The sequence below is a fragment of the Taibaiella chishuiensis genome, assembly GCF_003014535.1.
In the GTDB taxonomy this organism is placed as follows: Bacteria; Bacteroidota; Bacteroidia; order Chitinophagales; family Chitinophagaceae; genus Taibaiella; species Taibaiella chishuiensis.
In genome coordinates this window covers 284879-304783 of sequence record NZ_PYGD01000005.1, presented here as the reverse complement: position 1 = coordinate 304783, position 19905 = coordinate 284879, and the positions used below count along the sequence as shown (strand labels likewise).

The window sequence follows — 19905 nt, the reverse complement described above, 5'->3', positions numbered from 1 at the left end:
GGTTTGCAGGCGCCGGGAACAGGGCGGGTACGCGAAAAATTATTTTACATCCCAGGCGCCGATATAGCTGCCAGCTGCAGGTGATTTATACGATGCACCGTTGCCAAAGCTGATCGCATTGGTCATGAAGTGGCTGTTGAAGTCGGTTTTGCCATGGTTCTGGGCAGGCGATCCGGCCTGGATATGGAAGTCCCAGGCGGTGTTGAAGGTAGCGCTGGCCATGTCGGTACTCAACGGGAAGTTTACAAATTTAGGATCGTTAGCACCTACGGCAGCGGAGATCACATCGTTGGCGCCGGCAATGATTTCGTCGGAAGGCTGGAACTGCGTTACTGTGGTCTGGTTGTAGCCGAAGTAAAGCGTATGACCAAATTTAGAAGCCGTGTTTTCGGTGTTGGTCTTATCTCTTTTGATACCGAAGCGGTCGTTCACCAGCAGGTTGTTATACAGTTCCACGATAACGCCTTTCTCTACCCAGATAGAACCGCCTTTGGTGGTAGCCCTTCTCCAGCCGCAATTGATAATGGTATTGTTATAACCATATACATAAGCGGTAACGGCACGGTCGCCGGAATTGGACAGCTTCAGCGCATTGGTATTGGGGCTGAATATGGTATTGAACGCCACATCCGCATGTACACCGGATTTGATATTGATCGCATCGCCGTTATCCACGCCGGTCGTATAGATCATGTTATGATCTACGATTACGTTACCACCCTCGATATAGAACCCGTCTTCGCCGAAATTGCGTATGGTGCAATGCGTAACGACCAGTTTGCCCGAAGGGTTGCCATACCATAATACCGGTACGCGGTTGCCCGCAGCGGCTTTGTAGAAACCGGCGGCTACAGAGGCCGAACCTTCAGTGGTGGCGTTACCGCCCTGCTCGATAATACAATGGTCCAGGATGATCTCGCCGCAGGTAGGACCGCCCATAATACCACCCCAGTTCATACCGAAGGCAGCTTTTTTGTTGTCTTCTACGGTAAACTGGATAGGTGCAGCATCGGTTCCCACGGCGTACAGGTTGCCTTTTACCAGGAATTCAGGTTTGGTATTGGCATCGAAAATTACTTTGGCGCCGGCTTCGATGGTCAGGCTTTTACCTTCGGGGATAATGATATCGCCGGTAACGTGGTAGGTGCCGTTTTTGGTCCATGTTCCGGACACACTGCCCGAAAGTGCGGTGTCTACCGGGTTTACGCCGGGCTCCGGCGTTGGGGTCTTGTCTTTGTTGCTGCAGCTTGCAAACAGTAAAGTGGCTGCGGTTGCAGTAGTCAGCACGAAATGTAACGGTTTCATTTGTCGGTTTTTAAAGAATAAGTAAAGGATTGGATTTTTTAAAGAGCATATCGTACGCCCAGCAGGTAGGACCGCTGGAAATAGTCACGTTGGATCAGGGTATTGCTGTTCAGGTCCTGCCCTTCGGTATTGATATTGGATTTGGCAGGATCGTAGTTGGTTTTACCGATGATGAATGTTTCCATCGGTGTGTTTAGGATATTGTTCACTTTGGCAAACACGCTGAAATGTTGTTTGAATTTTTTCTCTATTGAAAAATCGAGCTGTACAAAAGCCTTTTGCCAGATGTCACGGTCGAGGAACTGCGATACAGTCACGATGCGTTTTCCGGTATAATTGCCCGCCAGCTGGGCATCCCAGCCTTGCTTCACATCCTTGTACAACAGTGACAGGTTGGCGATATGCGCCGCCTGTCCATAAAGCGGGCGTGTCTGGTCGGGGTATTCGAGATGGGTGCCCGGCGAACCGTCTGTATTGTTTACCCGTTGCGCCTTGGGCGTAGTGATGGCGGAATGGGTATAGGTATAATTACCCTTAATACCGATCTTATTGAAGTATTTTATAAAGTCGAGCTCTATACCGAAGTTATGCGCAGTGCCCCAGTTGCGTGGACCATAGTATACATCCTGGCCGCGGGTGGAGTCCTGTTGCAGGGTAAACTCAATCGGGTTCTGGATACGTTTGTAAAAGGCGCCGGCCATAAACGATTCGCCTGCATGCGGAAACCATTCGTACCGCACATCTGCGTTATCTGCTACGGCATGTTGCAGGTAATAATTACCGCGCTCCTGGTAATCTTCGTTTACGATTTTATAAGGTACGATCTCCGAAAAGCCGGGACGGTTGATGCTCCTGAAATAAGAGGCGCGCACATTGGTTTTGCTGCCGGCCTTGTATTTGAAACTCAGCGAAGGCAGCAGGTTGGTATACTGCTGTTCGCCGTCGGGATGCGGTTCGGTAATTACCGGATAAGTCATATGATAGCCCTGGTTGGTATGTTCGGCCCTGGCGCCACCGGTCAGTTCCATGCGGTCGCTGTTGATCCTGAACTGCAGGTAACCGGCGGCTACCCGTTCGTAAGCGGTATAGGTGGCAGCGGGGTTCACGGCCGAGGAGCCTGCATTCCACTGTATTTCATCATAGGTGTTGAAGTCGGTACCGTACCGGTCGAAAGTATTAACCGGTTTAAAGTCGTAATTGATGCTGAAGTTGTCGCGTGCTTTGTCGCGATAAAGACCGCCGGCCTTCCATTCCAGCGACAGGCCGCCCAGGTTATGGCTATAGGTAAGGTTGAGGTAACCGGCAAGGTCCCGGTCGGAATTGTGCTCCCAGCGCCGCGACATGCCGCTCGGGAAAGTCGTGTATTGCCGGCCGTATACCTCGAAGCCATTCAGGCTTACCAGGTTGTTCTCCGGTCTTGCATTGGTGGCTTTGGAATATACCGCCGACCAGTCGGCCTTGAAACGCTCGCCCAGCTGGTGTTTGCCCTGCAGGGTACTGTTATAGATACGCTGTTGGGTAAGCCTGGACCTGGTGCTGAGCGAGAGGGTAGCCGTATCGCCGCTTTGGCCGTAGTTCAGGGCTTTACCCGCCTCGTCTCTTACCTGTACGTTGTTCAAACCGAGATAGGCATTGTACCAGCGGATCTGGTGCCGGCTGTTTATGTTGTAATCCAATTTTACGTGTACGCCGCTGCGTACCTGTTGTTCTGAATAAAAGCGATCTTTTTTCTTCGTAAGGCTTACTACCGAATAGGTGCCCACCGTTTCCTGGTCGAACAGGGTGCTGTTGGCGCCGCGGTAGGTATTCTGGTAGCTGCCCGCAACGATCACCCCCAGTTTATTCCGGAAGAAGCGGTTGCCGATGGCCAGGCCACCGATGATATTGGGCATCGGTTTTTTATTGGAATAGTCGAGCGTGGTGGCCGGGAAATCCTTCATGGTGGCTTTATAAGCTTTGCCATTGGCCTCCCAGGGGCTTTCTTTATTCACTTTGCCGGAGGCATAACCCTGGAAATCCCTGTTCATAAAGAGCTCGCTGTAACCGGTAGCAAGGTTGGCGCTGAGGGTAAGGTGTCCCGGGGCGTCTTTCATCACCATATTTACGGCGCCGCCTACGGCATCGCCTTCCATATCGGGTGTTAATGATTTATAGACTTCGAGCCGGTCCAGCAGCTCGGCGGGAAAGATATCGAGTGGTACATAACGGTACTTATCGTCGGGACTGGGAATTTTTACGCCGTTCACCATCGTATAGTTATAGCGTTTATCCATACCGCGCAGGATCGCAAACTGGCCATCGCCGTTGCTGTTGCGTTCTATCGATACACCCGATACGCGCTGGATCACGTTGGCCACGGTGATGTCGGGAGAGATCTGGATGGCTTTGGCCGATACGATATTCATAACCTGGTCGGCCTTCTGCTCCAGGTTGCGTGCGGTATTTTCGCTACCCCCGTCTTTTTTATCGCCGATCACTACTTCGCTCAACTGCTGGCCCTGGCGTTGAGATATCGTAACGTTAAGGGACAGTGGCCCGGCTTCGGTAAGGGTAATGGAGCGTTCGGCAGGTTGCGTGCCCAGGTAGGCGATCTGAAGGGTATAAGTACCCGCCGGGATGCCTTTGATTTCGAAAGAACCGTCGAGCCCCGCAACAGTATTATAAATAGCATTTTCTTTAATGCTGATGCTGGCGCCTACTGCTGTTTCGCCGCTTTCGCTTTCAGTAACCCGGCCTTTAATAGTGCCTGCCAGGGCGATGGTACCGGTAGGCAGGAGGCCGATAAAAAGAAGTAATAAAATGCGCATCGTATGCTGGTTTCGATTAACGATGCAAAGGTGGCCCGCCGTCGCTCAGCTTGCAAATTTTGAGGGCGAACAAAAAGGAAGCAGCGTTACATCAACCGTGAACCAGGCGTGAACAATAGCAATTTTAACGTTTTAAATTATTGATAATCAATTGTAATGAGTGTAACGAAATCTTCATTAAGAAATTGTGACCATAACATTGCCTGTATGTTACCTAGTCGAGCGACTGGAAAAAGGCGCTTAAGTTTTCGCCTTGTTCCAGGTTCAGTTTTTTACGCAGGCGGTACCGCGCTACCCGCAGGCTATCCTGCGAGATACCCAGGATCGTGGCGATATCGCCCGAGTTCAGGTTCATCTTTAACAGGGAGATCAGCCGCATTTCGGAGGCGGTAAAATCGGAAGCATACTGCTTCAGGTTATTGAAAAAAGAAGCATGTATCTGTTCGAAGGTATTCCGGAATTCTTCCCAGTATTTATCGTTATTGAAGCTCTGGTTGATCTGCAGGATCAATTCTTTGAGCTGTTTTTTCTGGTCCCTTTTATCGTCTTTTACCAGAAACTCGAGCCGGCCTCTCATGTTTTCGAGCAGGTGGTTTTTCTGGATAATATGCAGGGTATGGGTGCTCAGTTCTTTGGCCTTGATCTCGATTTCCTGTTTTAGAGAAGCCTCCTCCAGGTGTCTCGATTTTAGCTCGGCTGAAAGTTTTTCCTGTTCGAGCTGCCTGTTTTTGATCTCGGTCTTGAGTTTTTCTTCTTCCAGGCTGCGGCTTTTCAGTTCCGCTTCAGCCAGTTTGTTCTGTGTTTCCAGTACTTGTTTTTCGTTTTCGTGCTGGATCTGTTCATTGCGGATCTTTAGTTTTTGCCGGCTGATTACGGTAATGCCCAAAGTGACCAGGAGCAGGATAACGATAAATACGGAGATGCCGATAATGATGTTGACGCGTTTTTCGACCTGCAGCCGGCTTATTTCCTGGTTTTTTTTATTGATCTCGTATTGCACCTGTAAAAAGGCGATCTGTTTGTTGCTTTCTTCCGAGTAAATCTCGAGCAGGTTTTTACGGCTGAGCTCCAGGTAGTAAAACGCGCTGTCGTTCATGTGCATCAGGTTATAACTTTTACCCACATCGCGGTAAGCCGAACAGAGCTGGTAGTGTTCCCTGTACTTTTGTGCCAGTTCGATGGCGCGGAAGGTATAGGTAAGGCCCTCCCTGTAAAAACCTGTTTTACGGTAGATATCGCCGATATTATTTAAAACCTCGATGCGATCGATGTCTACGCCGGCCTTTTGGTACAGTATATCGGCCTGTTTGAAATAATAGCTGGCCGAGTCATATTGCTCCAGGTCTTCGTTAATGCTGCCCAGGTTCTCATAAATCTTGGCGATGCCCTGTACATCGTTGATACGTTGGTAGGCTTGCAGGGCGGTCTTCTGGTAAAGGGCGGCGCTGTCGTATTGGCGCTGTTTTTCGAAAAGGTGGCCCATGCGTCCATAAGTATCGGCAATGCCTGCCTGGTCTTTAAGCCGGGTAAAGAGGTCGAGGGCCTGTTCGTATTGCTGCCTGGCGCCTTTTATATCTTTATTATAATAGTAGAGAATGCCCATTTCATTGGCCAGTGAAGCGCTGTGCCGGTAGGCCTTTTCAGCCTCGAATATTTTTTGCGCCTGCAGGTAATATTCGAACGATTGATCGAAATGCCCAAGCCGGTAACACATATTACCCATTTTCTGCAGGGTAATGCCGGCTTTCAACTGGTCTTTCTGCATCAGTTCGCCTTTCAGTTGTTCCTTAAGACTGATAAAGGCATTGGTAGGATCGGGATAGGGATTGTTTTCCAGCCGCTCTATGCGGAGTTCACGGTCTTCCTGGGCAGGACAGATAAAAGAAAACAGGCAAAAGAAGAGCAGTAGGGGCAATGATCTTTTAAGCATACTTGAAGCACGCAACGGCGCCGGCTGTAAACCGGCAGGATGCGGTTGAAATTTTAATAGCTGATTGGAGTAGACTGCCCGGTTATGTTGATGGCATACACCAGGACTGGCCCGGTTTCCCGGGCATGCCGGCAAAACCAAAAATAAAGGTAGCCACTCTTTTACGCGTAACGGGGTATGGGGAAATAATTATCCAAGATTTAATATAGGGTATTTTCCCTCCTTTCCATTTTGGCTACAGCAAGGTCCGTTTTGGCAACAAGCAAACGGTATGCCCGGCGGAAATTTGCAGTATAAAATCTAAAGAAACAATGAACACAATTTTCATTACGGGCGCCTCTACCGGTTTGGGAAAAGCCGCCGCCGGCCTGTTTGCATCCAAAGGCTGGCAGGTAATTGCCACGATGCGCAAACCCGAAGCAGAGCAGGAGCTGAACACGATCGATAATATTACCCTGCTGCCCCTGGATGTTACGCAACCCGGCCAGATTGCAGCAGCCGTACAAGCAGCGCTGGATGGGCACGACGTCGACGTGGTATTCAACAATGCCGGTTACGGCCTGATGGGACCGCTGGAGGCGATCAACGACGAGCAGCTTACCCGGCAGATGGAAACCAACCTGCTGGGTGTTATCCGGGTAACACAGGCTTTCATTCCTTATTTTCGTGAAAAAGGTAAAGGGCTTTTTATTGCCACAACCTCTATTGGCGGACTGATCACCTTTCCCTTCTCCTCGGTTTATCATGCCACCAAATGGGCGCTGGAAGGCTGGAGCGAAAGCATGGCCTTCGAACTGGGCAAGATCGGGGTGGGCATTAAAACGGTTTCCCCTGGCGGTATAAAAACCGATTTCCTAAGCCGCTCGGCCGAAGTGAACACACATCCGGTTTATGAACCCTGGATGCAGCAACTGTTCGCCGGTTTTAGTGAAGACGACTTTTCTACAGCCGAACAGATTGCCGAGGTGGTTTATGAAGCCGCTACGGATGGCAAGGATCAGTTGCGGTATGTAGCGGGGGCCGATGCGCAACACCTGTATGCCCAACGCCTGGAACTGGGCGACGAAGCCTTCCGCAGGCAGATCGGCCAGGCCTTCCTGGGTAATTAAATTACGTAACTTAGTAAGATGAAAAAGGAAGAGCAAGCACCACACGCATTTCATACCATAACCGACCTGCATCGTATGCTGGGCCTGCCCGCACCGGTACACCCGCTTGTAAGCCTGGTAGACAATACGAAGATATCGGTGGGTAAAGAACAGCTGCCATCCTCCTTCCTGATGGACTTCTATAAGATCTCCTATAAAACAGGGTTGCGGGGTAAGATCCGGTACGGGCAAAGCTATTACGACTTCGAAGAGGGCGGTATGACCTTTACTTCGCCCAACCAGGTCCTGGCCACCGAAGACGATACCGAATACAGGGGGTATACCCTGCTGATCCATCCCGACTTTATCCGCAATTATCCCTTAGGTAAGCAGATCCGCAACTATGGCTTCTTTTCCTATGCCATCAATGAGGCGCTGCACTTGTCGGATCGCGAAAAAACGATCATACTCGGCATCTTTAAAAATATAGACGAGGAACTGCAAATGCCTATCGACGACTTTAGCCAGGATGTGATCGTAACGCAAACGGAGCTGATCCTGAACTACAGCAACCGCTTTTACCGGCGACAGTTCAATACGCGCAAGGCGGCTCATCACGATTTGCTGGTACGCCTGGAAACCGTGCTGGACCAGTATTTTAAAGAAGAACGCGGGCTGATGAAAGGCTTGCCCACAGTACAGTATGTGGCGGACGAACTTTGCGTATCGCCGCATTACCTGAGCGATATGCTGCGTACCCTGACCGGGCAGAATGCCCAGCAGCATATTCATAATCAACTTATCGATAAAGCGAAGGAGATCCTGTCGGTGAGTAAACTATCGGTGGCGGAAGTGGCCTACCAGTTGGGTTTCGAACATCCGCAATCGTTCAACAAATTGTTTAAACGCAAAACCAACCTGTCGCCTTTACAATACCGGCAATCGTTTAATTAAGGGATCAGACGGAATTTCTGGGGGGATTAAAGATCAAGTCTGCAGATCTGTTCGTATGTTATTTTATTCAAGGGAAATTAATAGGGAGCGCTTTAGTTATTCAGGATAGATAAATATACCGTAATACCAGTTCCTTGCCGGCGAATGTGATGCTGCGAATTTCATTTTTTCTCGCAGCGAGCGCTGCGCCGCGGCGAGAAAAAAATATAGTTAGATTAACCGAATCACATTATCGGGGCCCATATGCTTCTTTGTCTCTTTCTTCCCCGCAACATATTTGTTCACTGTCGCCGTAGGTCATCGGCTATTCTATTCTTTAAGGCTCAAATGTATAAAGCTTCCCTTATAGAAGAAACAAGATGAAATACAAGGCATCTTTATCTGACCCCAACTTTTACGCTTGATCCTAATTAAGCGGGTAATGCTTGCAGCGTACCAGCGTTATAAAGAACGGCCTTCCTGCGTGGAAGGCCGTTCTATTACTACCGGCATCACCTTCGTGGCAATGCGTGGGTACGCGGTGGTAAGGGCTGTCGCTGTTGATCAAATGCGTCCGGAGAAAAATAAACCATTTTCTTCCGGTCCATGTTAATCTTGGTCAGCAGGTATTCCGGGTTAAGGGGGCTGATCTTAATGTAATAATACAAGGGATCGCCATTAAGGTCGTTGACCTTCCGGATACCGCTATGGCTCAGCTCTGCGTATTCATCACGGGATAAATTAAGCAATTTTGCGAGCCGATCTTCTTGGGTCGCCCTGAGCCGGGGGCCGAAAAATTTCATTTCCATAAGAGCTTAAATTTTGATGATCTACGAATTTACCCAAATCAAAAGCCTTTTCCCACATGCCGGCTAAACTTTTGCATTTTGTTTATTGCGCTTTGTATATGCAAAAAAATGGCCTGTGAATAACTAAGCCACCAGCAGCCTGAAATAGTGGAGCTTATGTCTTGTTTGATAGAGTGCTTGTTTTATGCATTCAGACGCATTCTTTGCGCCCCTGCTATCGGAACTTTGGCTTTCACCAAATAATTTTTATCATGAAAAAGAAAAAGATCGATCTCGGTAGAAAATTATTCCTGGGCAAAACAATTATTTCTGAACTGAACAACGCCCAGCAGGGCGGGGTACTGGGTGGCGCTACGGTAGAGGTATCGGTTTGTATCGCCTGTCATTCCAATACGCCCAGTTGCGGTGCCGTTTGCCAGACACAGGCTTTATGTGCTACGGAGGTATTACCTTGTTATACGATAACAAGAGCCGGCGGCATCTGTTGCTGATCCCATACAGTTGGAGGGTATAACAAAAGCCATGCAGTTTACTGCATGGCTTTTGTATGAAAACAGGAACTAGTGCTGATCCTGGCCGGCGCCTGCCGGCTTTTGCTTCGCCTTACCCTTTCAATTCATCTCTTTTCATAGTTGTTGTCGATACCGGTAAGGACGTATCAGGTAATCAAAATTATTCTTTCCGGGTATGCACTGCCCTTGCAAGGTCTTCCTGTTATATTGAAGGTTATTGTTTTGTGCGTGTATGGAACCGCCTGGTACCGGTGGTAAGGCCTTATCAGCCGATCGCCATAAAAAACGGTCGGGCATGCGCCTGTCCGGTTCCGGGTCTATTCTGTCTGCTCCGGCCTATTGCCGCTAGGCCGGGGGCGCTTACTGCCGCAATTTTGGGTCATTAATAAACGCAAAAAACACAAACATTATGAACTTGAAAACATCAAAAGCAATTTACTGGACCGGCGCTGTACTGATCTCCTTATGGTTTGGCGCGAGCGGCATTTTCGAACTCACCGGCAACCCGGTGGTATGGGGTATTACTCGGCAACTGGGCTACCCGCCGCATTTTATCTATATCCTGGGTGTGGCCAAACTTTCGGGCGTAGCCGTGCTCTTACTGCCCAACCGCCTGCTGAGGCTTAAAGAATGGGTATTCGCCGGTATCTTCTTCGATATTCTTTTTGCCTTCTGCTCCAAGGTGGCAGTACTGGGCTTTGCAGCTACCGTCGATGCGATCATTGCTCTCGGTATTATCTCGGTTACCTATGTGATGTACCGCAAACTTTACCCGGCCAGCTTCCATCGTGAAGCTGCCGGCTTAAGCTAAACAGCGGTCGGCTACCACTGCATTTTACTCCCTCTATCCAACAACACATCAATATCCAGACTTATGAAAAACCAGGCATTATATAAAAAATACGGACGCTATTTTATGATTTTCCTCCTGGCTATAGCCGCCTTGTTAGCCGGTAACCTGCCGGTCTTTGCGGCTCCGCCGCAACCCGGTATCACAGTCGCCGGTACTGTAAAACAAGTGAAAGCCGGCGTATTGGATATCGGTTATATCGAAGCAGGCCCGGTAACCGGGCAGCCCGTAATCCTGTTGCATGGCTGGCCTTATGATATCCATAGTTATGACCGGGTATTACCTTTACTGGCCGCCAAAGGTTACCATGTATTCGTTCCTTACCTGCGGGGTTATGGCAGCACGCGTTTCCTGTCGCCGGCTACACCCAGGAATGGGGAACAGGTAGTATTTGCGGTCGATGTCATTGCCTTTATGGACGCCCTGAACATACAAAAGGCCCTACTCAGCGGTTTTGACTGGGGCGCCCGTACGGCCGCTATCGTAGCGGCTTTATGGCCGGAGCGCAGTACGGCGCTGGTATCGGTAAGCGGGTACCTGGTCGGTAGCCAGCAGGCCAATCGTAAGCCCTTGTCTCCCCGGGCAGAACAAGGCTGGTGGTACCAGTATTACTTTGCTACGGAACGCGGCAGGCAGGGATACGCAGCGTATACCCGCGACTTTGCCCGGCTGATCTGGCAAACCGCCTCACCCAGGTGGACTTTTAGTGACGCGGAGTTTGCTACTGCGGCTGCTGCACTCGATAATCCCGATCATGTAGCGATCGTTATCAGCAATTATCGCTGGCGTATCGGGCTGGCAAAGGGCGAAAAACAGTACCAGGACCTGGAACGTAAGCTGGAAGCGGCTCCCGTGATCACGGTGCCCTCTGTCACCCTGGAAGGCGATGCCAACGGCGCCCCGCATCCCGATCCGGCTGCTTATGCCGGTAAGTTTACCGGGCCTTATCGTCATCATACCTTAAACGGTGGTATTGGGCATAACCTGCCTGCAGAAGCGCCGGAAGCCTTTGCTGATGCAATTGTAGAAGCGGATCATATGGTACAATAGGATATAGTAAAACTGCATGCCGGCATGTTATATCATGATCTGATGTTGTATGCTGTCGAAATGATTGCCTGGCCGTAGTTATCAACTACGGCCAGTTTTTTTGTATTTGTTTTTTATGGTGCATGTTTGTTCGTAGCGGAACGCTACGACCGTTGTTTGAATGTTTTAGCCGGACCGTTGTGACACTGGACACAACAATGTAAAACCATAAATACTTTTGATGTTTGTTCGTATCAGAACGCTACGAACAGTTGGGTAGCTATTTTCGCTGCTTCCATGGTCTGGTCGTAGGGGGCCCGCTACGACCGTTGTTTGAATACTTTCGCCGGACCGTAGCGCCACTGCACATAACAATGTAAAACCATAAACACTTTTATGTTTGTTCGTAGCGCGACGCTACACACAGTGTGGGTGGGTTTTTGTTCGTGGCGGGATGCTACGACAGTATATGTATTTATCCATGTGTAAAATGAAAGCGCCGGGGCAAGGGTGCTGATCCCTTGCTCCGGCGCTCCGAATATATTTTACTCCATACCCCGCTAAAGCATGCTGCAGGCTAGCGGTCTTCCATCCAGGCAAAGAAGCGCGGCGCCTTTTCTTTATTAACCAGTAACTTTTCTTTGGTATCGATCACGAGTTTTATATAGAGCTTACGCATAAAGTAATGTTCTATTTCCTTAATGGCTTTAAAGTTGACCAGGTATTGCCTGTTGACCCGGAAGAACTGCTTTGCAGATACCTGTGCCGCAATCTGGTCCAGCGACTGGCTGATCACATATTCTTTTTTATCGAAGCATTTGATACAGGTTGCATTGTAGCTTACATAAAAGAAGGCGATCTCTTCGGTGGCAACGGTCATATATTTCTGGTCGTGGAAAACCAGGAAGCTCGTTTTGCCGGCAGGACCGCCCAGGCGGCTGATCAGCTCGCTGAAGTCGGGTGCGGGTGCAGCCTTTTGCTGGTAGAAGCTTTTAAGCGCATCGGCCTTCCTGAAGGCTTCCGCGATATCCTGCTGCGAAAACGGTTTAAGGATATAATCGATACCGTTCTGCCGGAAAGCCTCTATGGCATATTCGTCGAAGGCCGTGCAAAAGATAACCGGGCAACTGACGGTAACCTGTTTGAAGATTTCGAACGACAGGCCATCTGCCAGCTGTATATCCATAAAGATGAGGTCTACCGGCGGGTTTTGCGCCAGCGCCTTAACTGAACTTTCAACGCTCTGGTAAAGGCCGGTAATGGCCGCATCGGTGCGCACTTCGGTAATTATTTTCTCCAGCGATTTGGCGGTCCTGGGTTCATCTTCAATGATGAGTATATTCATAGATCAGTGGCAGTTTGATGGTAAAGATGTTTTGGTGGTCCGAAATGTCTATTTGTTTGTCGAGCAGGTGGCGGTACCGCAGGTTGATGTTTTCCAGGCCCACGCCCATGGAATGATGATCGCCGCTTTTGAGCTGGATGGGGTTCTCCAGTACGAGCCGGTCCTGCTCCGTATACAGCCGGATATGTAAAGGCTTGTCCTGGGAAACGATATTGTGTTTGAGACAGTTTTCGATAAGCAGCTGCAGGGTGAAGGGCGGGATGAAGGTCTGTAAAACAGCTGCGTCCAGGTTATCGTTAAAGGTAAAACCGCCTTCGAAGCGGGCATGTTGCAGGAACAAATAGGCCTTTACGATTTCCATTTCTTCTGAAACCTTGATCAGGTCTGCTTTCCGGCTTTCCAGGGTATAACGGTAAAAGTTGGATAATTTCAGGATAAAGTCTACGGCTTCCTTTTCCCCGCTCTCTACCATGGCTTTGAGCGTATTGAGACTGTTGAAGAGGAAATGCGGGTTTACCTGTTGTTTCAGCAATTCGTACTGGGCGGCGAGGTTGTCGTTTTTTAACTGTTCGAGTTGCATGGTAACATGCCGGTTTTCGTAGTTCTGCTGCAACAGGTGCAGGAACATATAACAAACCAGGTTGATCAGCAAGCCCCGTACTTCGATCATCAGCATCACCGGTCCGAAGTTGATATGCGACAGGATGAGTTGCTGTACCCAGGCGAGGGCAAACATAACCACGATACCTACCGCCAGCGTGATAAACAACCTGCGGTAGGAAAGCCTTTGCCGGGGCGTCTTACGTGCGTACCAGGAGAGCATGTAGAGGTTCACATACCACATTACAATGGCAAAACAGGAAGTGAGTACGGCGTTGACAATGGCTTCGGGCAGGTTGAAGCTGTGCTGGGCAAGCTGCGGCACCGACGATAGAACGCCCAGGATAATGGAACTGGTCCAGATGACAACCGGGGAGATCTTCAGGTCGCTTGTTTTCATGGGGGCAAGTTAATGGATTTAAGGAAATACTACCGGCCTGTGGGCCAGGATTTGCCGGACGCGTTCGTCTGCGTTGATCATATGGCCGGAAGCATCGGCAGTTGGCTGGCCCTGGCTGAGCCGGTATGCAAAAGCCGGTGTGGCGCCAGCTTCGGGGGTAATGCCGATGTGTTCCACGCTTTTAATAGCCCCGTTAACCAGGCTGCCATACCAGAACCTGTTGTCGGCCTGGTGATAGGTAACCAGGGTCAGTTGCCCTTCCTTATCGCTTTGCCTGTACTCCGAACGGGCTGCGATCAGGGCGGCGCTGTCGCCATAAAGTATCGATAAGGTTTTATCGGTCCGGTTGGCGAATACACTGATCACCTGCATGCCGCCGGCATCGAATAAGGTGCGGTGTTGCGGTTGCGGCCCCGGTACGCAGCCCGCAGTGGTTGTGGATACCAGTAAAGCCAGGATTATTTTTCTCATGATATATTTTTATAAAAAAGGATTTGATCCTAATGCAGAATTTTGCCCGGCAATTAACCGGCAGGCTATTGGGTGGCCGGCAGGTTAAATACATAGTCGTAGTCACTGGCCGCTTTGTGGCAATTGTAACAGGCCGTGTTAAAAGCTGCGGTCTTGCCATAGGGTTTTAACTCCAGTCCGTTGAATTTGGCAAAGCCCCAGCCGCCGCTTGCGCCAAACTTTTTGTTGTCCTTGATCATGATCTGCACATTGTTGAAAGCGCCCGGCAGTATATCGCCGTTCTTTTCCTGTACGATATCCCAGACCACTTTAACCAGGACACTGCCCTGCGGCCAGGGGTTGATCTTGTTGTCTTTTACGGCTGCAGCCGCTATAGCATTGCCATACAGCACCCTTATGCTGCGGTTGTTGTCGAACCGGTTAGTAGTGCTGATCACCTGCCAACTGCGGAAACCGGGCTGGTAAGCCACACCATTGGCGGCAACGGGGATAGGTTTTGATTGTCCTGGCGCGGTGGCGCCGGCGGTTGTATATTGTTGTGCGGCCTGTCTGATCATTGTTGTATCGTGGTATTGTGCCGGGCTCAGCCCGTTTACATAAGCCTTTAATACGGCGATGTCTTCTTGCGATAGTTTGGCGGCCGGGTGTATGGCCGTGTAGGAGGGTAAAGGCATTTTACCATCCAGTACCATATTGACCATTTCCCATAACAGGCCCTGTTGCTGCACAGGGCTCAGGGTATCCCAGGTGGAAAAGTTGAAGCGGGAACGTCCCGTATTGACGTGTTCCGATACCAGCCAGGATACGGGCGCCACCTGGTTGTACCAGTGTAGCCTGGTTTCGTTGGAGTGGCAATCGTAACAGGCCCGTTTCAGGATGCTGGTTACCGCGGCCGGTGCTTGTATGGGATGTGTTACCGGCGGGTTGGTTTGCCCGGGTTGGAAAAATTGCAGGCCCGCAAAGAGTACGATGGGCGTAGCCCAGATCCAGAGCCGCTTTTGAGATCGTTTCATAAACTGTTATATAATGTAAAGGTACCGGGCGGTGAGGGCGCGGCATAGCAGGGATTAGGCTAACCGGACAAACGGGGGGCTGAAGCAGACAGGGATATCCGGGAAATGATACGCTTTGTTTTAAACAAAACAGGAGTATCCCGATGGGGATACTCCTGTTATAAAGCCGGCTTGTTTTATACCGCAACCTGTATGTGTACATTAATATTGCCACGGGTGGCTTTAGAATAGGGACAGGTATCGTGTGCTGCCACAACCAGTTGACGGGCCGCTTCCGGCTCAAGGCCGGGCAGGGCTACCCGTAACCTGGCCTGTAACAGGAAGCCATCCTGGTTGGTGGCGAGGTCTACTTCGGCATCTACCGAAGCGGTATCCGGTACGCGCAGACCCAGCGTGGCCGCGTTATGTTTGATGGCGCCGATAAAGCAGGCCGACCATCCGGCGGCAAACAGTTGTTCGGGATTGGTGCCGGTACCCTTGCCGCCGGGCGGGGTAAGGGCGGTTTGCAGGCGCCCGTCGTCGCTGCTGGCATTGCCTTCACGTCCGCCGGTAACGTGTACTTTACCGGTATAAAGTACTTTTTCGATGCTAATAACCTGGCTGTCTGTTACCAGTTGTTCCTGGGTGTTTTCCATTTTTATATGTTTTAAGATTGAGCACTTGTTGTTAGGTATGGTCAGTTATTTTCCGCGGCTTCTATAATCACCCGGGCTACTGCCTCGGGTTGCGACTGGAACAGGGCGTGACTTGCCTGCACCTCCGTGATCTTCGCGCCGGCCCTTAGGTACATCTCGCGCTCGGTTTGCGGGTTCAGTGCCTTGTCCTCTGTAGCTATAATGCCATAGCTGGGTTTGCTTTTCCAGGCTACCTGCTGCGTTGTTTGGGTAAAGCAGGTGGCTTTAACCGGCGCCTGTGCAGCACTAAGAAAGTCACTTTGCGCCTGGCTGAGATCGGCAGCAAAGCCGCCGTGAAATTTGGCCGGTTCGAAATAGAGATAGCCAAAGCGATCGGGTGGGGTAAACCCCGCTTCCGGTGCGGCCGGTCGTGCGCTGACCCATTGTCCCGCCGATTCGCCTTTGTCCGGAACGAATGCCGCTATATACACGAGTGCCGCCACTTTGGGGTGTAGGCCTGCTTCGGTAATGACCATGCCGCCCCAGGAATGGCCTACGAGTATAGCCGGGCCATCCTGCGCATCCAGTACGCTATTGGTGGCCGTTACATCATCGCCGAGCGAGCTCAGCGGGTTCTGCACGATGCTTACATGGTAGCCCTTTTGCTGCAGGATATCGTATACAGGTTTCCAGCCGGAGCCGTCGACAAAAGCGCCATGTACGAGTACGATATTTTTGGTCTTGGGTTGCCCGGCATGCGCGGTCAGGGCAAACAGGGAGAGCGATGCGGCGATCAGCGGTTTGGCGAATCCGCGCAGGCAGTTTATGGATTTCATCTTGTGTGTATTTATGGGTTAAAGTATAAAGGTTGCCCGGTTAGCCGCAAGGATAGCGCCGGTACCGGGATTGCGCAACAGGCCTATTATTTCCCAGTCGGTGGTATTGAAGTCTTTGGGCAGCGCGATCTTTTCGGCGCCGGCGCCGTTTTTGCCGATGCTAAAGCTTTGCAGGCTCCGTACGATCTGGACATGGCTCAGGGTGCGGCCTTCATTTTCGCCGCGGGTTACTTTGCTTATGGCATGCTTTTCCACGATGGCAATCTCCAGCCGGCTCTTGTTGCCTGTTGCCGCCTGGTAGCGGACAGTAGCTTCGCCGGCCTTAGGCGTGGCTTCTATAGCCAGGGTTGCCGTACCTGCCTGGTCCAGCAGCTTTACTACAGTATGCCTGATCAGCGATTCGTTGGAGCCTACGCCTTCGGTCTGGCCGTTAAGTACCATTTGCGGGGTGTATACCTGGCCGGTAAAGTAGCGGCTATAGTCGTATTGACGCAGGGAGAAAGCTGCACTGCTGAATGGATCTTTCCAGCCCAGCCGGTCCCAGTAATCGACATGGTAGGCCAGGATATATACGGGTTTGCCGGTTGATTCGCCTTGCAGGGTTTCAAGCAATTGCTCCGCCGGCGGGCAACTCGAACAGCCTTCGGAAGTAAAGAGTTCGAGTACGGCAAAACCCTGGCCGGTACTGTCTGCAATACCAGGCGGCTTAGCACAGGCGCTGAGTTTGAGCGTAAAGGGGAGCAGGAACAGCAGGAGTACTGCGGAAAAGAGGGTTACTTTTTGTGATCTGTTCATGTTTATTGATTTTGATACACCAAAAGTAATGGGGGCACCCGTAGCTGGGAAGCCCCAAAACCTTAAGCCGGACATTTTGCACCGGGAACCGGAAATGCCGGCTTGCGAAGTGCTAACGCAAAATGCCCATGCTCCCTTTGGGAAACATGGGCATAAACGAAGTGCCTGGAGGCGTCTTCATTAAAAATATTTAACGGGCGACTTCGAATTTCCGGGTGATGCTTCCCCTGTTGGTCTGTATACGGATGACATAGCTGCCGGCCGCCAGGACCCGGGTGTTTACCTGCTCTTTGAGATGATGTATTTCCCGCCTGTAAACGGCTGCGCCGAGCGTGTTATAGATAACCAACCCGCTGGGCCGTAAGTCGGGGTTGCGGCATTCCAGCGTAAGCCGGTCATGCGCGGGGTTGGGATACAAAAGCAGGGATTCCTCTGCCTGACCCGGGCCGGCAATACCCGTAGCCAGGTCTACATGGATCGGCAAGCGTGTCGTATCTGTACCGCAGCCGCCCGATACGAGTAAAGTAACGATATACTGGCCTGTAGTGCTATAGGTATGTACGGGGCGCTCTTCTGTCGTGGTGGCGCTGCCATCGCCAAAGTCCCAGAGGTAGCTGGTAACGGATATGGGATCGATCGGTTCGAACCTGACTTTACCCAGGTCTTCATAAAACAAGGGGATAAAATTAAAACCGCTGGTATGCACCGCCGGCAGCCAGGCGATATGCCGGTCAAAACTATCGACACAGCTAAAAGCCGTAGTTACACGCAGCCGGTAGGTGCCGGAATCCGATACAGTAATGGTCTGTGTGGTATCACCCGTGGGTGTCCACAGGTACTTGTGGGACGAAGCGCCCGCGTCGATCGTAACCGGAGCACCGATACAGACCGTTGTATCGTTACCGAGATCAACAACGGGGAGCTGTCGCATTACCACCAGGGTACTGTCGCGGATTACGCAACCTGTGGTGCTTTTGATGGTCACGGCATGTATGCCGCCGGTGCCTATGTTAACCGTTTGTGTGGTTTGCCCGCCGGGTGTCCAGAGATAAGTACTGCCTGCGTTGCCTGCGTTCAGGTTGGCTACCTGACCCTGGCAAAGATCTATCGTAGCCGGCAGGTTGCGCACCGGTATTTCGCCGTCGGTAATCAGCCGGGCATCCGAATTGCTGCAGCCGTTGAGGGTAACCAATACCGAGTAGTTGCCGGCCTGGTTTACGGTAATGCTTTGCGTGGTGGCATTGTTGTTCCATAGATAGGTGGCACCGGCATTGCCCGCATTCATGGTGTAAGATGTGCCGGGGCATATGGTGGTATCGTTGCCGATATTGACAACCGGTAACGGTCTTATGGTAGCGGTTACGGCCTGCCTGGGCGTGCTTTCGCAGGTGCCGGTGGCCGCAGTGATATAATAGGTTGTGGTGGCGGTTAGCGAGGGTGTGGTGTAGGTGTTGCCGGTAAATACGGCGGTGCCGCCGGTAAGTGCGGTATACCATTTTATACTTCCTGCCGAAGGTGTTGCTTTTAAAACAACGGTACCTGGTCCGCAACGGAAGCTGTCTGTTTTTGAACTGATCGTGGGCGGTATACAGGTCGTGGTAAACGTGGCAACCGGCGACCAGGCACTGGTATCGCCGGCGCCGCATATGGCCCGTACATAGTAATCGTAAGTCGTGCCGGGCGTAAGCGGCGGGTTTAGGGTATAGGGTTTAGTGGGCGTAAGAATGTTTGTACCGCCCGTGGCTAAAGGAAACCCGGTAGCACCGTATTTGATCTGCCACTGGGACGGTGTGCCGGCCTGGGTCCAGTTGAGCGATGCGGTAGTGGTCGTGATGGCCGTGGCTGTCGGCATTGCGGGAGCGAAGCAGGTGGGCGGGGGCACGCCGTTACTGATGTTTACGGTATAGTCCTCCGTTTCACCAAAAGATGAGCTGGTGAAGTTACAGGCTGCTGATGCGGTAGGAGCCGTGGGGCCATAACTTCCTCTGATGCGTATCCGCGTGGCGCCGGAGACTGCAGTTGCAGGTACCGGTATATTCCCTGTAATGGCATTGCCGTTGGTGCTGGAGCCCAGGTAGAAAAATTCATTGGCTTCAAAAGCCTGGTTCTGGTTAAAATCAACCCAGACTGAGGCATGCTCGGTACCCCCGTTTTCGATCTTGACCGAGATCGGGTAGGTAGTACCGGCGCTCGCGGTTGCGGCTGCTACGCTGGCCGTATAGTTGCCGTAGCCGTTGGTACTGCAGGTAGTGGTATTATTGACACCGGCAAAGGTAACATTGGTGATGGCATCACCATAGCCGCAAAGTGTGCTGGAAGGCGTGCAATATTGCCCATAGCCGGCGTGGGGAAGGGCTGATAGCCCCAGCCCGATACAAACAGACTTGGCCATATAGCTTTTAAGAATCTGGCGTACGTGGTGCTTCATTACTTTTTTGTTTTTTGAGGAAGGATACCGGCATCCCGGGTTGCATAGTCATGGCCTGCGATCATGGCCGTGTGACAGGATGGGTATCGCTTCCGGCGTTTATGTATAACCCACATTTTAAGGTCATAAAAATTGCATTT

At 51.2% G+C, this 19905-nt stretch carries 17 protein-coding genes; 5 read left to right on the top strand and 12 right to left on the bottom strand.

Features of this window, described 5'->3' with window-relative positions; genetic code table 11:
• Positions 1 to 39: 39 nt before the first annotated feature.
• The 3 genes from B0I18_RS15075 to B0I18_RS15065 form a co-directional block, all read right to left on the bottom strand.
• The gene (locus B0I18_RS15075) at positions 40 to 1305 is read right to left on the bottom strand and encodes a hypothetical protein (protein ID WP_106523555.1); all 1266 of its coding nucleotides are present in this window, start codon (positions 1303 to 1305) and stop codon (positions 40 to 42) included.
• Between the two features lie 38 nt (positions 1306 to 1343).
• On the bottom strand, positions 1344 to 4112 hold the full coding sequence (locus tag B0I18_RS15070; RefSeq protein ID WP_106523554.1) for a TonB-dependent receptor: 2769 nt from the start codon (positions 4110 to 4112) through the stop codon (positions 1344 to 1346).
• Between the two features lie 214 nt (positions 4113 to 4326).
• Positions 4327 to 6027, bottom strand: a complete 1701-nt coding sequence (locus tag B0I18_RS15065; RefSeq protein ID WP_245882103.1) for a tetratricopeptide repeat protein — start codon at positions 6025 to 6027, stop codon at positions 4327 to 4329.
• Positions 6028 to 6353: 326 nt separating this feature from the next.
• On the opposite strand from B0I18_RS15065, the gene B0I18_RS15055 reads away from it, so the two are divergent.
• Positions 6354 to 7151, top strand: coding sequence for an SDR family oxidoreductase (locus B0I18_RS15055; protein WP_106523551.1), 798 nt, complete (start codon positions 6354 to 6356; stop codon positions 7149 to 7151).
• A gap of 18 nt (positions 7152 to 7169) precedes the next feature.
• Positions 7170 to 8084, top strand: coding sequence for a helix-turn-helix domain-containing protein (locus B0I18_RS15050; RefSeq protein WP_106523550.1), 915 nt, complete (start codon positions 7170 to 7172; stop codon positions 8082 to 8084).
• A 491-nt stretch (positions 8085 to 8575) separates the two neighbouring features.
• Here B0I18_RS15050 and B0I18_RS15045 read toward each other — a convergent pair whose 3' ends face one another.
• A complete protein-coding gene (locus tag B0I18_RS15045; protein WP_106523549.1) occupies positions 8576 to 8872 on the bottom strand; it encodes a hypothetical protein in 297 nt (98 codons plus the stop codon).
• Positions 8873 to 9123: 251 nt separating this feature from the next.
• Between B0I18_RS15045 and B0I18_RS15040 the strand changes: the two genes are divergently transcribed.
• The 3 genes from B0I18_RS15040 to B0I18_RS15030 all read left to right on the top strand — a co-directional run bounded on the left by B0I18_RS15040 (position 9124) and on the right by B0I18_RS15030 (position 11284).
• Positions 9124 to 9363, top strand: a complete 240-nt coding sequence (locus B0I18_RS15040) for a class I lanthipeptide (RefSeq protein WP_106523548.1) — start codon at positions 9124 to 9126, stop codon at positions 9361 to 9363.
• A gap of 430 nt (positions 9364 to 9793) precedes the next feature.
• On the top strand, positions 9794 to 10195 hold the full coding sequence (locus tag B0I18_RS15035) for a DoxX family protein (RefSeq protein ID WP_106523547.1): 402 nt from the start codon (positions 9794 to 9796) through the stop codon (positions 10193 to 10195).
• A gap of 105 nt (positions 10196 to 10300) precedes the next feature.
• Entirely contained in the window at positions 10301 to 11284 is a 984-nt protein-coding gene (locus B0I18_RS15030) for an alpha/beta fold hydrolase (RefSeq protein WP_219905984.1), read from the top strand.
• A gap of 556 nt (positions 11285 to 11840) precedes the next feature.
• Here B0I18_RS15030 and B0I18_RS15025 read toward each other — a convergent pair.
• The 8 genes from B0I18_RS15025 to B0I18_RS14990 all read right to left on the bottom strand — a co-directional run bounded on the left by B0I18_RS15025 (position 11841) and on the right by B0I18_RS14990 (position 19765).
• The gene (locus B0I18_RS15025; RefSeq protein WP_106523545.1) at positions 11841 to 12608 is read right to left on the bottom strand and encodes a LytR/AlgR family response regulator transcription factor; all 768 of its coding nucleotides are present in this window, start codon (positions 12606 to 12608) and stop codon (positions 11841 to 11843) included.
• Positions 12589 to 13608 (bottom strand): sensor histidine kinase, encoded by a 1020-nt coding sequence (locus B0I18_RS15020; RefSeq protein WP_106523544.1) that lies wholly within the window; start codon positions 13606 to 13608, stop codon positions 12589 to 12591. The genes B0I18_RS15025 and B0I18_RS15020 overlap by 20 nt, the downstream gene beginning before the upstream one ends.
• 18 nt (positions 13609 to 13626) lie before the next feature.
• The gene (locus tag B0I18_RS15015; RefSeq protein WP_106523543.1) at positions 13627 to 14079 is read right to left on the bottom strand and encodes a hypothetical protein; all 453 of its coding nucleotides are present in this window, start codon (positions 14077 to 14079) and stop codon (positions 13627 to 13629) included.
• A gap of 65 nt (positions 14080 to 14144) precedes the next feature.
• The gene (locus tag B0I18_RS15010; RefSeq protein ID WP_106523542.1) at positions 14145 to 15092 is read right to left on the bottom strand and encodes a heme-binding domain-containing protein; all 948 of its coding nucleotides are present in this window, start codon (positions 15090 to 15092) and stop codon (positions 14145 to 14147) included.
• Positions 15093 to 15268: 176 nt separating this feature from the next.
• On the bottom strand, positions 15269 to 15727 hold the full coding sequence (locus B0I18_RS15005) for an organic hydroperoxide resistance protein (protein WP_106523541.1): 459 nt from the start codon (positions 15725 to 15727) through the stop codon (positions 15269 to 15271).
• Between the two features lie 41 nt (positions 15728 to 15768).
• Positions 15769 to 16542 (bottom strand): alpha/beta fold hydrolase, encoded by a 774-nt coding sequence (locus B0I18_RS15000; protein WP_106523540.1) that lies wholly within the window; start codon positions 16540 to 16542, stop codon positions 15769 to 15771.
• An 18-nt stretch (positions 16543 to 16560) separates the two neighbouring features.
• Positions 16561 to 17337: a DUF1223 domain-containing protein gene (locus tag B0I18_RS14995; protein ID WP_181358485.1), complete on the bottom strand. Its 777-nt coding sequence runs from the start codon at positions 17335 to 17337 to the stop codon at positions 16561 to 16563.
• Positions 17338 to 17527: 190 nt separating this feature from the next.
• On the bottom strand, positions 17528 to 19765 hold the full coding sequence (locus tag B0I18_RS14990) for an Ig-like domain-containing protein (RefSeq protein WP_106523538.1): 2238 nt from the start codon (positions 19763 to 19765) through the stop codon (positions 17528 to 17530).
• Between the last annotated feature and the right edge of the window lie 140 nt (positions 19766 to 19905).

What these genes read in the sequence shown, in the direction of transcription:
- B0I18_RS15075 (WP_106523555.1), bottom strand. Translation starts at nt 1,305, where the DNA reads ATGAAACCGTTACATTTCGTGCTGACTACTGCAACCGCAGCCACTTTA.
- B0I18_RS15070 (WP_106523554.1), bottom strand. Translation starts at nt 4,112, where the DNA reads ATGCGCATTTTATTACTTCTTTTTATCGGCCTCCTGCCTACCGGTACC.
- B0I18_RS15055 (WP_106523551.1), top strand. Translation starts at nt 6,354, where the DNA reads ATGAACACAATTTTCATTACGGGCGCCTCTACCGGTTTGGGAAAAGCC.
- B0I18_RS15050 (WP_106523550.1), top strand. Translation starts at nt 7,170, where the DNA reads ATGAAAAAGGAAGAGCAAGCACCACACGCATTTCATACCATAACCGAC.
- B0I18_RS15045 (WP_106523549.1), bottom strand. Translation starts at nt 8,872, where the DNA reads ATGGAAATGAAATTTTTCGGCCCCCGGCTCAGGGCGACCCAAGAAGAT.
- B0I18_RS15040 (WP_106523548.1), top strand. Translation starts at nt 9,124, where the DNA reads ATGAAAAAGAAAAAGATCGATCTCGGTAGAAAATTATTCCTGGGCAAA.
- B0I18_RS15035 (WP_106523547.1), top strand. Translation starts at nt 9,794, where the DNA reads ATGAACTTGAAAACATCAAAAGCAATTTACTGGACCGGCGCTGTACTG.
- B0I18_RS15030 (WP_219905984.1), top strand. Translation starts at nt 10,301, where the DNA reads ATGATTTTCCTCCTGGCTATAGCCGCCTTGTTAGCCGGTAACCTGCCG.
- B0I18_RS15025 (WP_106523545.1), bottom strand. Translation starts at nt 12,608, where the DNA reads ATGAATATACTCATCATTGAAGATGAACCCAGGACCGCCAAATCGCTG.
- B0I18_RS15020 (WP_106523544.1), bottom strand. Translation starts at nt 13,608, where the DNA reads ATGAAAACAAGCGACCTGAAGATCTCCCCGGTTGTCATCTGGACCAGT.
- B0I18_RS15015 (WP_106523543.1), bottom strand. Translation starts at nt 14,079, where the DNA reads ATGAGAAAAATAATCCTGGCTTTACTGGTATCCACAACCACTGCGGGC.
- B0I18_RS15010 (WP_106523542.1), bottom strand. Translation starts at nt 15,092, where the DNA reads ATGAAACGATCTCAAAAGCGGCTCTGGATCTGGGCTACGCCCATCGTA.
- B0I18_RS15005 (WP_106523541.1), bottom strand. Translation starts at nt 15,727, where the DNA reads ATGGAAAACACCCAGGAACAACTGGTAACAGACAGCCAGGTTATTAGC.
- B0I18_RS15000 (WP_106523540.1), bottom strand. Translation starts at nt 16,542, where the DNA reads ATGAAATCCATAAACTGCCTGCGCGGATTCGCCAAACCGCTGATCGCC.
- B0I18_RS14995 (WP_181358485.1), bottom strand. Translation starts at nt 17,337, where the DNA reads ATGAACAGATCACAAAAAGTAACCCTCTTTTCCGCAGTACTCCTGCTG.
- B0I18_RS14990 (WP_106523538.1), bottom strand. Translation starts at nt 19,765, where the DNA reads ATGAAGCACCACGTACGCCAGATTCTTAAAAGCTATATGGCCAAGTCT.